13 protein-coding genes and 1 other RNA gene are annotated in these 12,756 nt (G+C 36.6%); 8 read left to right on the top strand and 6 right to left on the bottom strand.

The genetic code is table 11. From position 1 onward, the window contains the following. The first annotated feature begins 3 nt into the window (after window positions 1-3). The 4 genes from ssrS (at window position 4) to HIPMA_RS07680 (ending at window position 3,097) form a co-directional block, all read left to right on the top strand. Window positions 4-184, top strand: a non-coding RNA gene (gene ssrS, locus HIPMA_RS09450) — 6S RNA. Between the two features lie 29 nt (window positions 185-213). Next, entirely contained in the window at window positions 214-753 is a 540-nt protein-coding gene (locus HIPMA_RS09250; protein ID WP_013682469.1) for a 5-formyltetrahydrofolate cyclo-ligase, read from the top strand. A 12-nt stretch (window positions 754-765) separates the two neighbouring features. Further along, window positions 766-2,319: a ribonuclease Y gene (rny, locus tag HIPMA_RS07685; RefSeq protein ID WP_041324491.1), complete on the top strand. Its 1,554-nt coding sequence runs from the start codon at window positions 766-768 to the stop codon at window positions 2,317-2,319. Further along, window positions 2,309-3,097: a TIGR00282 family metallophosphoesterase gene (locus HIPMA_RS07680; protein ID WP_013682467.1), complete on the top strand. Its 789-nt coding sequence runs from the start codon at window positions 2,309-2,311 to the stop codon at window positions 3,095-3,097. Before rny ends, HIPMA_RS07680 begins: the two co-directional genes overlap by 11 nt. On the opposite strand, the gene prmC is transcribed toward HIPMA_RS07680, so the two are convergent. Genes prmC through HIPMA_RS07660 form a run of 4 tightly spaced genes read right to left on the bottom strand, consistent with a single transcriptional unit; the run spans window position 3,087 to window position 6,718 of the window. Continuing rightward, window positions 3,087-3,887 carry a peptide chain release factor N(5)-glutamine methyltransferase gene (prmC, locus tag HIPMA_RS07675; protein WP_013682466.1) on the bottom strand — a complete coding sequence of 267 codons (801 nt, stop codon included), beginning with the start codon at window positions 3,885-3,887 and terminating at the stop codon, window positions 3,087-3,089. The genes HIPMA_RS07680 and prmC overlap by 11 nt on opposite strands. Then, entirely contained in the window at window positions 3,884-4,852 is a 969-nt protein-coding gene (gene tilS, locus HIPMA_RS07670; RefSeq protein WP_013682465.1) for a tRNA lysidine(34) synthetase TilS, read from the bottom strand. Before tilS ends, prmC begins: the two co-directional genes overlap by 4 nt. Beyond that, a complete protein-coding gene (locus tag HIPMA_RS07665) occupies window positions 4,806-5,705 on the bottom strand; it encodes a lysylphosphatidylglycerol synthase transmembrane domain-containing protein (RefSeq protein WP_013682464.1) in 900 nt (299 codons plus the stop codon). Before HIPMA_RS07665 ends, tilS begins: the two co-directional genes overlap by 47 nt. Continuing rightward, complete coding sequence (locus tag HIPMA_RS07660; RefSeq protein WP_013682463.1) at window positions 5,699-6,718, bottom strand: amino acid--tRNA ligase-related protein; 1,020 nt, start codon at window positions 6,716-6,718, stop codon at window positions 5,699-5,701. The genes HIPMA_RS07665 and HIPMA_RS07660 overlap by 7 nt, the downstream gene beginning before the upstream one ends. Before the next feature lie 12 nt (window positions 6,719-6,730). Here HIPMA_RS07660 and gmhA point away from each other — a divergent pair, with 12 nt between their 5' ends. From gmhA to HIPMA_RS07640, 4 genes are read left to right on the top strand one after another with little or no spacing between them, the layout of a single operon-like run. Then, a complete protein-coding gene (gmhA, locus tag HIPMA_RS07655; RefSeq protein WP_013682462.1) occupies window positions 6,731-7,291 on the top strand; it encodes a D-sedoheptulose 7-phosphate isomerase in 561 nt (186 codons plus the stop codon). Further along, a complete protein-coding gene (gene rfaE2 / locus HIPMA_RS07650) occupies window positions 7,278-7,769 on the top strand; it encodes a D-glycero-beta-D-manno-heptose 1-phosphate adenylyltransferase (protein ID WP_013682461.1) in 492 nt (163 codons plus the stop codon). The genes gmhA and rfaE2 overlap by 14 nt, the downstream gene beginning before the upstream one ends. Then, entirely contained in the window at window positions 7,750-8,580 is an 831-nt protein-coding gene (gene xerA, locus HIPMA_RS07645) for a site-specific tyrosine recombinase/integron integrase (protein ID WP_013682460.1), read from the top strand. The genes rfaE2 and xerA overlap by 20 nt, the downstream gene beginning before the upstream one ends. Further along, complete coding sequence (locus HIPMA_RS07640; RefSeq protein ID WP_041324045.1) at window positions 8,573-9,769, top strand: MFS transporter; 1,197 nt, start codon at window positions 8,573-8,575, stop codon at window positions 9,767-9,769. Before xerA ends, HIPMA_RS07640 begins: the two co-directional genes overlap by 8 nt. On the opposite strand, the gene HIPMA_RS07635 is transcribed toward HIPMA_RS07640, so the two are convergent. Beyond that, window positions 9,762-11,345, bottom strand: a complete 1,584-nt coding sequence (locus HIPMA_RS07635) for an aspartate:alanine exchanger family transporter (protein WP_013682458.1) — start codon at window positions 11,343-11,345, stop codon at window positions 9,762-9,764. The genes HIPMA_RS07640 and HIPMA_RS07635 overlap by 8 nt on opposite strands. Continuing rightward, window positions 11,342-12,730, bottom strand: coding sequence for a GGDEF domain-containing protein (locus HIPMA_RS09245; RefSeq protein ID WP_013682457.1), 1,389 nt, complete (start codon window positions 12,728-12,730; stop codon window positions 11,342-11,344). The genes HIPMA_RS07635 and HIPMA_RS09245 overlap by 4 nt, the downstream gene beginning before the upstream one ends. Between the last annotated feature and the right edge of the window lie 26 nt (window positions 12,731-12,756).

Below are 12,756 nucleotides of genomic sequence, written 5' to 3'. Positions count from 1 at the left end.
AATAAGACCCTGGGGCATTCGTGATGTGCTTTTTTCCTTAGAGCCAACACCTAACACTGGGGGGCTGGCTCTGGATGAAGGCAAGCATGCCTCGAAAGAGGAAGTGAGCCTTCATCTGCGAGGCTCCCACCTATCGTTGTTAGGTTCTAGGAAGAAGACAACACACGGTGTCCCTGGGGTTTTTGTTAATATATAAACCATAAGAGGGCAACTTTGGATAAAAACGAGTTAAGGAATCAGCTCCTCAAAAGAAGAGGGGCTTTAAATAAATCTTATAGATTACGCAAAAGTGCAATAATTAGCAGAAAAGTTTTTAGGTTTCTAAAGAAGGGTTCTGTTGTTGCTTCTTATTGTCCTTTCGGCTCTGAAGCTAACCCCAATCTATTGTTTGATAAATCCAAGCTATATTTTCCAAAGGTAGATAGACTCAATAAAGGTTACATGCGTTTTTTTAAAGGGGCGCTTAAAAGGGGCTTTGGTAATATTAAAGAGCCATTTTTTAACAAGCGTGTAGCCCTTAAGCGTTCCATAGACGCTATAATTGTTCCTGGTATTGGATTTGATGAGAGGGGTTATAGAATTGGATATGGCGGTGGCTTTTACGACAAATTTTTAAAAGGTATACCTGCTTTGAAGGTGGGCGTTTGTTTTGACTGCTGCATAGTGGATAGGATTGAAGAGGAAAGTCATGATATTACAGTGGATGTAGTTATTACTGAAAGAAGAAAAATACAGTGTAAATTGAGGAGATGAGAAATGGGAGCTATGGAAATTATTTTGATAATAGGTTTATCTGTTATCGTAGGTGTTTTGGGCGGTATCTTTGGATACCATCAATTTGTTGTCAGGAAAAAGGAGTATGCGAAACAGAGGGCTGAGGATATTATAAAGGATGCAGAAAAAGAGAAAGAGAATATTCTTAAGGCTGCTCAAATTGAAGCTCAGGAATTTATGATTAAGGCTAAAAAGGAGCTTGAAGAAGAAGAAAAGCAAACCAGAAAGGAGCTTCAAAAGTGGGAAAAGAGGCTTCAGGCAAAGGAAACAAACCTTGAAAAGAGACAGGCATATCTGGATGAAAAGATAGAGTTTGTAAATAAAAAACAGGAAGACATATCTGCCATAGAGAAAGAGCTTGAAGATAAGATGCAGAAAATCGATGATATGATTAATGAGCAGAAGAAAAAACTTGAAGAGATTAGTGGTATGACTTCAGATGAGGCCAAACAACAGCTTATATCCTCCATAGAGGATGAAGCAAAAAGAGAAGCCGCCGCCAAGATAAAGAAGATCGAAGAAGATTTAAGAAATGAGGCCAAAAGACTGTCTCAAGATATACTCATAACATCAATGGAGAAAATTGCAAGTAGTTACGTGGCCGAAAGGACTGTTGCTACAGTCACACTTCCTAACGATGAGATGAAAGGCAGAATTATAGGAAGAGAGGGTAGAAATATACGCTCTTTCGAAAAGGAAACAGGTACAGATTTGATAATTGATGACACACCCGAGGTTGTTGTTATATCAAGCTTTAATCCGTTAAGAAGGGAAATAGCTAAAATTGCCCTTGAGAGGCTTGTAAATGATGGAAGGATACACCCTGCAAGAATAGAAGAGACGGTAGAAAAGGTCAGAGAAGAACTGTTCCAGGAGGCAGCAGAAGAGGCTAAGAAAGTTGTATTTGACTTGGATATTGGAGATTTACATCCTGAACTCATGAAGTACTTGGGTCTTTTAAAATATAGAACAAGTTATACCCAAAATGTTTTGGCTCATTCTGTTGAGGTTGCCTATTTAGCTGGACTTATGGCATCTGAGTTGGGTTTGAACGTTAAGCTCGCAAAGAGGGCTGGTTTGCTGCATGACATAGGAAAGGCCGTAGATCAGGAGGTTGAGGGGTCACATACTAAAGTAGGAGCGGATTTGGCCAAAAAATACGGTGAGAATGAGTATGTGATAAACGCTATCATGTCTCACCATGGAGAGATTGAGCCCAACTGTCCTGAGAGTGTTCTTGTATCTATAGCAGATACATTGTCTGCGGCAAGACCTGGAGCAAGAAGGGAAAGGTTGGAAAGCTATATTCAGAGGCTTGAGGAGCTGGAGGAGATTGCAAAATCCAAAGATGGTGTAAAAGAGGCATACGCAATACAAGCCGGTAGGGAGTTGAGGGTTATTGTTGAGCCTACGATGATAGATGATGATAAGAGCTTTATGATTGCAAGGGATATAGCGAAGAATATAGCCGAGAAAATTACATACACTGGACAGGTAAAGATAGTTGTTATAAGGGAAAAAAGGTCTATAGAATATGCCAATTAGGATTCTTTTTATAGGTGACATAGTAGGAAAGCCTGGAAGAAGAACATTTAAGGCCCTCATAGAGGAGGTAAAATCCTCTGTGGGGGCCGATTTTGTTATAGTGAATGTTGAGAATTCTGCTGATGGCTTTGGTATTACAAAAAAGATTTATGATGAGTTAAGTCCTTATGTTGATGTTATGAGTGGTGGTAACCATAGCTGGGATAAGGATGAAGTTTTAAAGGAAATAGACAACATGGATAAGCTTTTGCGTCCTATAAATTTATCTGTATTTGCACCAGGGAGGGGTTTTATTATAAAGAATATTAACGGTGTAAGCATAATGGTTGTTAACGCTATTGGCAGGGTCTTTATGGAACCGTGTGATAATCCGTTTCTTATTTTAGATGAGGTAGCTGAAAGATATGCAAATATTAAAATAAAGATTGTTGATTTTCATGCCGAGGCCACAAGCGAGAAGGAAGCGTTGGGGTGGCATCTAGATGGTAAATTTTCTGCAATACTTGGCACACATACGCATGTTCAGACGGCGGATGAGAGGGTTCTGCCCAAGGGCACAGCGTACATAACCGATGTTGGCATGACCGGATGCCATGATGGGGTTTTGGGCTTTGGTTACAAGGAGGCTGTTGATAGGTTTTTGACGGGTATAAAAAAGAGATTAAAAGTGTGCAAAACCAATCTGAGATTGAACGGTTGTGTTGTTGAGGTTGATGAAGAAAGCGGCAGGGCCTTAAGTATAAAGAGGATAAACCTGCCTTATGAGTCTAAAACTTAAATACTGCAACTCTCTCCTTGTTTGAAAAATCCCTGATTATTTTATAGATATAGCGGCTGTTTTTTATAATTTTGAGTTGGGATGGCCCAATCTCCATAATAAGCCATTTTGTTAGTTGTTTTGCTTTTTCTATTAGATCCTCGATAAATCCATTACCCGAGGGCGGTATAAGTGCTATTTTGGGTTCAAACTTAACATCTTCAGAAAGCAATTCGTACTCATTTTCCAATACATATGGTGGGTTTGTTGTTATTATGTCTATACCGTTTTTTAAAAAATCCAGGCCATTGGCGTTTATAAGGCTAATATCGGCATCCAGCCTCTTTGCATTGAGTTTTGCAACATTTAGCGCCTCTTTGGATATATCTGAGGCTGTTATGTGGGTGTCGAGAAGTTTTGAAAGTGTAATGGCGATGCATCCGCTTCCTGTGCCTATGTCAACTATTTTAGGGTTTTTTATATCTGATGCTATCTTTAGGGTGACATCGACAATTAACTCTGTCTCTGGCCTTGGAATTAAAACCCTATCATCCACATAGAATTCAAGACCATAAAACTCCTTTGAATGTGTAATATATGCCATAGGGTATCTGAGCTTTCGCTTATTTGTTAGTCTTTCTATTTCTTCTATTTGTCTATCGTTTAGCTCTTTTTGCGGATTCGTTAGTACGTATACATCATCTTTTTTTATAGTATCTTTTAGTATAAGAAGGGCGTCTATATGATAGGTTGCTATATTGGCCTGTTTTAGCTGTTGTATGGTTTTTTGCAGCGCCTCTTTTATGTTCATAACTTCTCAATAATTAACTTATCGTTTTTTCTGTAAGCCTTTATGAGTTTTCTTAGACTTAGATTTTTGTCTTCTGTGAATACTTTAGTTAGCCTTTCTGTGTTGCGGAAGCTTAGGTTGTATTCTGAGTTTAGGAGTCTCTTTATGGCCATATTTAGAACCCTCTTTAGTATAGCCTTTGAGGTGTTTATGTTGTTTATGTCTATTATAACCTTGTCGGCTGTTATTTTTGTTGATTTTATAAATTCTACCTCGGCCTTTTTCTTCAAATAAGAACTGTCCTCTGCAAGTATTAGTGAGCTTCTGAAAAGCGTATCAACTATGTTGGGGTTGATATTTTTTAGTAGAGGTAAAAGCTCAGCCCTAATTTTGTTTCTTTTAAAATATGTGTCTGCATTTGAGTTGTCTATCTTGTACTGTATGTTGTTTTTGTTTAGAAAGTTTAATATTTCCTGCTTCTCAAAGCAGAGTATGGGTCGAATAAAAAATCCCCTCTTAGGCTTTAAGGATGATAAACCGTCTGTAGAACTTCCTCTGATTAGGTTCATTAGTAGTGTTTCTGCAACATCGTCTTTGGTGTGGCCTGTTGCTATAACATCAAGATTTAGTTTTGTTTTAGATTCATAGAAAAATTCATATCTTTTTCTTCTTGCACCATCTTCTATAGAGAGTTTGTTTTGCCTTGAAAAGGCTCCAACATCATATTCAGCTTTTAAGAACTTTAGACCTAAGGAGCTTGCCAATTTCCCGACAAAGATTTCCTCATCTTCAGCCTCTTCTCTGAGTTTATGATTAAAATGCAGAACAGCTAATTCTAATGTGTATTTTTGAGCAAGCGTATTAAGAAGCATCAGCATGAATACAGAATCTGGTCCTCCAGATACTGCTACACCTATCTTTAGTTTTTCTGATAAAAGTTTATGTTCCTTTGCGAACGCCTCTAATTTCTTTAAGTGTTCGTCCATCTAAATAAAAAATACCCCCTAAAAGACTGCAGAATACAACCACAAAAAATACTGCAATACTCAAGCTTACCGATTGTGTGGAGCTTAGGTGTGCAATTTTGAAAAAATAAACAAAAGAGAACTCTCGCACTCCTATTCCATTAAAGGATATAGGCAGAAAGCTTATGAGCGTTATGATAGGTATAAAGGCAAAATAGTAGGCGATACTAACCTTAAACCCGAACAACCTGCCCACTAAAATATAAACGGCTATCACAGTTATTTGAACCAATATTGATAGAATACTCACTATCATTAACTTATTGCTTTTGTGAAACATAACAATATCTTGATAGAATTTTTTTAGTTTTGGATGTTTAAAAAACCTTAAAGAAAGGATACTTACTATAGCAAATATATTTGCGGTTATGATTAAAATGGCTATTTTGATACTAAAAAGCTTAAAGAATACAATTAAGCTTATAACTGATAGAGTAAGTAAGGCCAAAAGCCCATTATATCTTTCTAAGAATATTGAGCTTACGGATTTTTGCCAGCCTATCTGTTTAGAGAGTATGTATGCCTTAACCCCATCACCTCCAATTATGCTCGGTAGAAACAGATTTGCAAACATACCCATAAGGTAGAGTTTAAATAGACTGCCAACAGGGATATCTCCTCCTAAACTCTTTATTATCATGTGCCATCTTATACTGCTAATTATTTGTGAGGTTAAGTACAGCAGGGCAAGACCCAAAAATTGCACCAGGCCTATTTTGGTCAATGTCTTTATGAATGCGTTTGTGTCTATTTTGTAAAGCAACAGAAGTATGAGCCCTATGCTTATGGCGATTTTTATTAAAAATTTTACCATATGCGATCCCTGTTCAACAAAATCATTATAAGTCTGTCTATGCCTACTGCGATGCCTGATGATGGGGGTATGCCGAACTCTAAGGCTTCTATGAAGGAGATATCGTTTTTTTTGAATCTTTTTCTTATCTCGTTTGAGTTGTTTTCTTCGTCATAGCAATTCGCAAGCTCAATGCCCGCTATGTATAACTCAAATCTTTTGGCATAACCGCCTTCTACTTTAGAAAGTGCAGCCCTTTCTTTTGGGAAATTGTATATCACCGTGGGGTGTTTAACCCCGAGTTGTTTTTCTATTTTTAAAGAGAATATTGCATCTGCTATCTCCCATCTATCCAGTTCTCCTTCGATATTAAACCGTTTTTTGAGTGAGCTTAATCTGTCATGCTCTATGTCGATACCCGCAAACTGTTTGAATGCCTCACTGTATTTAATGTATTCTATCTGCGTCAGGTTTATTGGCAAGTCTTTGTATTTAAGCAAATCTGATCCGTTTAAATGTTTTATAAGTTCAATAAGCCTTTCAATTACCTGTGTTGGTTTTGAAAAGAGCTCATACCATTCAAGGATCAAAAACTCCTTTTTGTGCAGTTTGTCTTTGTGATCATTCCTGTATGCAAAGGATAGCTCAAAGAGTTTATCAAACCCAAGGCTTAAGAGTTTTTTTATCTCAACCTCTGGCGAACTTGTAAGAAAGCCAGCCGATGTTTTTATGTAGTTTATGTTTGTTTCGTGTATTATTGACTCTTTTAGTTTTGGTGTAAGCACCTCAGTAAAGCCTCTATTTAGAAAAAATTCCCTTATGGTTTTTAGGATTGAAAATTTTTGTGTATAATAAGCGAAGTTCTCCTCTAAATTTTTTAGAGGTTTTTTATTTTTGCACCTTAGGATGAGGTTGTCTTTGTTGTCTATTATGTCTCCCTCTGAATGTTTTGTTTCAAAAGGGAGGTTGATGATTTGTCCGTCTATAAAGACTAATGTTGAATTTTTGCCTTTTTTTACTATTCTACCAAACACGGAGGGTATGTTATGAAAAAAGAAGCTTTTTTGCAAGCAATAAGCCAACTAAAAGAGCTTTTAGATAGTTTGGATTTTGAGCTTATAAGGAGTATATCGGAAAATATAGCATTGTCTATCAAAAACGGAGGTAAGGTTTTGATTTGCGGAAATGGGGGCTCTGCTGCTGATGCTCAGCATATGGCGGCTGAATTTGTTAATAGGTTTTTAAAAGAAAGAAAGCCTTTGCCAGCTATTGCCTTAACTGTAGACTCTTCTGTTCTTACTAGTATAGCAAACGATTACGATTTTAACGATGTATTTGCCAAACAGGTTGAGGCAATTGGTAATGAGGGTGATATTTTGATAGGCATTAGCACTTCAGGAAACTCAGAAAATGTTTTTAATGCCCTTAGTGTGGCAAAGGATAAAGGAATGAAAACTATTGGTTTTTTGGGTAAAGATGGGGGGAAGATATTGCCTCTATGCGATTATGCGATAGTTGTGAAATCAAACTCCACACCGAGGATTCAGGAGATTCATGAATTTGTTATGCATACTATTTGTCAGATGGTGGAAGATGAGTTGTTCTAATAAGGTATTAAATTGGGATGAGCTTAGAGCTGTAATCGAGAAATTGAAAAAAGGCAAAAAGATTATAGGTTTTACAAACGGTTGTTTTGATATACTGCATGCCGGACATGTCAGCTACCTGAATAAAGCTAAAGATATGGTTGATGTGCTTATTGTGGGCCTGAATTCGGATAGTTCGGTTAGAAAGCTAAAAGGGGATGGTCGACCCATAAATAGTCAAGACGATAGGGCATTGGTGCTTGCTGCTCTTAGTAGTGTTGACTATGTAGTTGTTTTTTATGAGGATACGCCAGCCAAGCTTATAGAGCTTATTATTCCAGATGTTTTGATAAAGGGTGCAGATTGGAAAGAGAAGGGTGTTGCAGGTGCAGATATTGTAGAAAAGCATGGAGGAAGGGTTGAGTTTATCGAATTTCTAAATGGTCGCTCAACAACAAACACCATTAAAAGGATTATAGATGTCTACTGTGATAAATGAATTTGAGGAATATCTGAACTCAAAGTATAGTTCAAAAAACACTATAAAGGCATATCTAACCGACACACAGGAGTTTCTAAAAAACACAAAAGGCTTTGACAGGGATGATGTTGAGGTATTTTTGGTTAAACTGTTTGACAGGGGTCTATCTTCCTCTACAATAACAAGAAAACTTGCCTCATTAAGCATCTTCTTTGAATTTTTAAAACTCAAGGGTAAGGTAAGGATAAACCCTTTAAGGGTAATAGATAAGCCGAAACAGAAAAAGATGCTCCCTAAATTTTTAGAGGTCGACGATGTTGTTGCTTTACTTGAAGGTATAAAGGATAAAAGGGATAGAGCATTATTTGAATTAATCTATTCCAGTTCATTAAGGGCAAGTGAGGCTTTAGGCTTAGATATAAATGATATAGATTTTGAAAATCTAAGGATACGTATAAGAAGGAAAGGTGGTAAAGTTGTATATGTGCCAATAAGTCAAAGGGCGGCACTTTTTCTTAAAGATTATTTGAAAGATAGGAAAGAAGGTCCGCTATTTTTAAACAGGTATGGCAAAAGATTGTCTGATAGATATTTAAGAAGACTTATAAAAAAATATGCCTTAAGTAGTATTTTTAAAGATGTTTCGCCACACACCTTAAGGCATTCAAAAGCTACCCATCTTTTGAATAGTGGCATGGATATAAGGTTACTTCAGAGGCTTTTGGGTCATTCATCCATTAAGGCAACCCAGATTTATACCCACTTAAATTTGAAAGAGCTTGCTCAGACATATGATTCCACACATCCCTTAGCAAAAGATGATGGATAAGAAAAAAAAGAACTATCTCTTGGGTGTAGCCCACGGCGTATTTTACTTTGCATCAAACGGATTTGTTGATTACACCACCGTTTTACCTACATTCTTGAAATATCTTGTAAATTCAAACTCGTTGATTGGTTTTGTTGCTGCAATAGCAAGGGGTGGTTCAATATTCTTTCAACTTCTGAGTGCTTTCTGGCTTCAGGGAAAGAAAAAGAAACCCTACCTTGTTTTTTCATTATGGGTCAGGTTTTTAAGCTGGGTTATGATAGCAGCATCATCATTTGTACTGCTTCCATCCCATCCGATAATCGAGCTGGTTGTTTTTATTGTATTTATAAGCTTGTTTTCCTTTGCAGGTGGCATAGCTACCATACCGTTTTACGATATAATCTCTCACAATATACCTTCTCAACTTTTGGGTCGATTTTGGGCAATGCGCCAATTTATAGGAGGTATTTTAGCTGTCGGCAGTGGTTATGCTGTAAAGTTGATTTTGAATAATTACGGTTTCCCTAAAGGTTACCAGCTTTTGTTTGTTTTAGCTGCTCTTGGATTTGGATTTACATCTTTGAGTTTGGGCTTGATGGATGAAGGATTTGAGGAGCAAAAACAAAATAGATCGTTTGTGGCTTTTCTTGGGGATGCCCTGTCTCTTTTAAAAAATAACCCTCGATTTAGAGGGTTGGTCTTTTCTGAATTTTTGAGTCATTCTATTTTTATGTGTTTGCCCTTTGTAGCCATTTACACAAGCAGTAAGCTCGGTATGCCTACATCTAAGATAGGTTATTTTGTATCTATACAGATGGTTGGCAGTATTGCCTCCAATCTGTTTTGGGGGTATTTTGCAGACAAAAAGGGTGCAAGATTTATTATTATTACGACCAACATGTTGGCACTGCTTGTACCCCTTTTTAGTTTAATCTTTAAAAATCCTGTGCTGTTTTTGGCGGTGTTTTTTGTTATGGGTGCATATATGCACGGCACATTTATAGGTTATACCAATTATTTACTAAAAATTGCTCCATCCCAACAAAGACCTACCTATGTCAGTATAAGGGGTACATTTAACGCCCTCTCCTATTTTTTACCCGCTTTGGGTGGATATATAGCTGATGGTTTTTCTTTTGAGGTGCTATTTATCGTGACCTTGAGTTTTTCATTTGCCGCTTTGATTGTTTCTTTAAGGCTTAAATAAGTTTTGCGCCAATTTGTGCAAGTATAATGGATAATACCATAGCAAATGGGTAGACGGCTGCATAACCAATAGAAGGGTAATCCGATGCTGTTATATTGTTTGCCATGGTTAGTGATGGGGTTGAAGTCATAGCACCGGATAGTACTCCCATGATATCGAATAAATTCATCTTCATAAGTTTTCTCATGATAAATGTAGACAAAAAAAGTGGCAGAAGAATGGCGGAAAGTCCTATAATTACACTAATCCAGCCATGGTTTTTTATCGACTCAAAAAGATATTTCCCCGAGTTTGTTCCTATAGTTGCAAGAAAAATTAACTGGCCCAGAACCTTCATGAGTGAATTGGAATGTGGAGATAGCTGCCAGACAATTTTTCCTGTTCTTCCAAGTCTTCCTAAAATCAAAGCCGTTATTAGGATTCCACCCACAAAACTAAATTTTACAGTGCCAAGATATGGTATGCTAAATGGTATGCTTCCTACAAATATTCCTATGACTATACCAAATGATATGGGTAAAAAATCGGCAGCGGGATATCTTAATAGATCATTACCTATTAACCCGATTAACTTTTTTTCATGTTTTCTTGGGGCAACAACGTAGAGTTTATCTCCGAGCAGCAGGGTTAGACTTTTATATGGAGGTATATCTATGCCTGAGCGTCTTACCTTTGTTATTACTGCATGTAGAGACTTTAATTCTTTGATTTCGCCAATTTTTTTGCCCACTATGTCCCTGTTTGTTACAAGTAGTCTAAAAACCTTCATATCATCATGAAAGGTGTATGTATCCTCAACTTCTTCCCCTAAAATAATTTTTAGGTTATCTAATTGGTCTTCTGTGCCTGAGGCTCGCACTATATCCCCGTAATGGAGAATTGCATCCTCATCGGACGGGTCTGTGGGGTATTTGGATTCAACCCTTTCAATTATTGTTGTTGTTAGTTTTTCTATCTGTGATTTGTGAATGGTTTTGTTTTTAAAACTCTCATTTGTGATTTTGAAGTTTTTCGTGATAATGTCTGGGTGTAAGCAGTGCTGCCTTTCCTCAAAATCCCTTTTTTCTTGATTTATATTTGCTTTGACAATTGACGGTAGGAATCTTACGAACATTATTGTTGCAATAATTGCAAATGGATAGACTACACCAAAAGCAATCGATATATTTGGCAGGTTTTTAATCTCTAAAGCTGCAGCTAAAGCCGGTGCACTGGAGATGGCTCCCGTAAAGATGCCTTCTGCTACATCCTTTGGAATATTTAAATATATAGCCACACCAAAGGTTAAACCGAATATGATTACAAGCAGAAACAATGCTATTATATTGAACTTTAGGCCATTTTCTTTTATCGTTTCGAAAAAACCTGGTCCAGCCTGTAGACCTACAGCATAAATAAATAGAGCCAAGCCAAAAAACTTAAATCCTTGGGGTATGGTGATGCCGAAATGGCCAGCCATTAAAGCTATAATGAGTATAGCAGAGATATCTAAGGAAAAACCCTTTATCTTTATATTGCCTAATAGATAGCCTAAGGCTATAATTAAAAATAGGTAGAAAATATCCGAATGGATCATGTTTTACAATGAGGGTTAAAGGTTACAATTTTATTCCTACCACTTCTTTTTGCTATATAAAGGGCTTCATCGGCCTCCTTTATTAGCTGTTCTATACTTTTTTGCTCACCGTTTTTTATGTCAATTCTACTCACGCCGGCAGATATAGTTATCTTTATTGGTACATCTCTCCATTTAAATTGAGTTTCTTGAATTATTTTTCTTATCTCTTCGGCCTTTTTAACTGCATTTTCTTTATCTGAATTACTCATGGCACAAAGAAACTCCTCTCCCCCATACCTTAAAACTACATCCTCTGTTCTGAAGTTTGATTTTAATATTTTACTTACCGATGAAAGTATGTAATCGCCTGCCTGGTGTCCGTAGGTGTCGTTTATTTTTTTGAAGTGGTCTACATCAAACATTATTAAGCATAGGCATTGTTCAGTTCTTAATGACCTTTTGTATTCTTCTTTTAATCTTATCATACCGAAGCGCCTATTATATAGCCCTGTGAGTTCATCATATGCTGCCATTTGCTGCGTTTTTTCATACATCTCTGCACTTTCATATGCAAACTTGTATTCGTTTAATATTCTCTCTATTAATATCTTTCTCTCTTTGGATAGATAATAGTTGCTGTAAAAAACAAATAACCATGTGTGTTTTGCGTATTTCAATGGAAAATAAGTAACTTGAGCGGTTTTTATGTTGCCAGTTCCGAATTCTACAACTTCTGCTTCATCCTTTTTTATGCTTATTATTTTAGACCCATCTATGATGTCCAGCATCGAGTTTTGTTTGTTTTGTGTTATTGTTGTATGAATGTTGCGTGAGCATTCTAAAACTAAAGACCCATCATTCGAAAGTCTATATATTTCACAACCTAAAAGCTCAAGTTCTTCTGAAAAAAACACGGATGTTTTTTGGTTTAATTCTGCTGTTGTTGTGATTTTATTTAATAGAGATGAGAATTTTTCTACTAACTCATGTTGCCAGAACTGCCCCCTTATAATTCTAACCAGCGCGTTGTATTTGATTGCCAAATCGCCCACTATGTCTTGGGAGGATATTTTTATGTAACAATTTGTACACTCTGATATTGATTGAACCTTGCCAACTTGATAGTTGAATATGTTTTTTGTAATTATCTCTATATTGTTTTTAAATTCCTCAAGTTTTTTTAATATGGTAAGTTTTACTATAAAAAAAGATACAAGACCGACCAATATACCCGATAGTATTGTGGCTACAAGGAACGAAACAGATAATATTTTATTCTCGGGTAGATTAAGTATATAAATAGATAGAGGGATAAATATTAATCCAACTACCATCCCCATTAGTATCATATAAAAGGCATTTTCTTTAACTATGCTGTTCGAAAATAGATTTTTTCTGTTCATAAATAAAAAACTCCCTTAAATTAGCT

The organism is Hippea maritima DSM 10411, assembly GCF_000194135.1.
GTDB lineage: Bacteria > Campylobacterota_A > Desulfurellia > Desulfurellales > Hippeaceae > Hippea > Hippea maritima.
Note: the sequence above shows the minus strand (reverse complement) of the source record. Positions and strands in the feature narration are given on the sequence as shown.

Coding starts and splice junctions, on each gene's coding strand:
- rny (WP_041324491.1), top strand. CDS start 766: ATGGAAATTATTTTGATAATAGGTTTATCTGTTATCGTAGGTGTTTTG.
- HIPMA_RS07680 (WP_013682467.1), top strand. CDS start 2,309: ATGCCAATTAGGATTCTTTTTATAGGTGACATAGTAGGAAAGCCTGGA.
- prmC (WP_013682466.1), bottom strand. CDS start 3,887: ATGAACATAAAAGAGGCGCTGCAAAAAACCATACAACAGCTAAAACAG.
- tilS (WP_013682465.1), bottom strand. CDS start 4,852: ATGGACGAACACTTAAAGAAATTAGAGGCGTTCGCAAAGGAACATAAA.
- HIPMA_RS07665 (WP_013682464.1), bottom strand. CDS start 5,705: ATGGTAAAATTTTTAATAAAAATCGCCATAAGCATAGGGCTCATACTT.
- gmhA (WP_013682462.1), top strand. CDS start 6,731: ATGAAAAAAGAAGCTTTTTTGCAAGCAATAAGCCAACTAAAAGAGCTT.
- rfaE2 (WP_013682461.1), top strand. CDS start 7,278: ATGAGTTGTTCTAATAAGGTATTAAATTGGGATGAGCTTAGAGCTGTA.
- xerA (WP_013682460.1), top strand. CDS start 7,750: ATGTCTACTGTGATAAATGAATTTGAGGAATATCTGAACTCAAAGTAT.
- HIPMA_RS07640 (WP_041324045.1), top strand. CDS start 8,573: ATGGATAAGAAAAAAAAGAACTATCTCTTGGGTGTAGCCCACGGCGTA.
- HIPMA_RS07635 (WP_013682458.1), bottom strand. CDS start 11,345: ATGATCCATTCGGATATTTTCTACCTATTTTTAATTATAGCCTTAGGC.
- HIPMA_RS09245 (WP_013682457.1), bottom strand. CDS start 12,730: ATGAACAGAAAAAATCTATTTTCGAACAGCATAGTTAAAGAAAATGCC.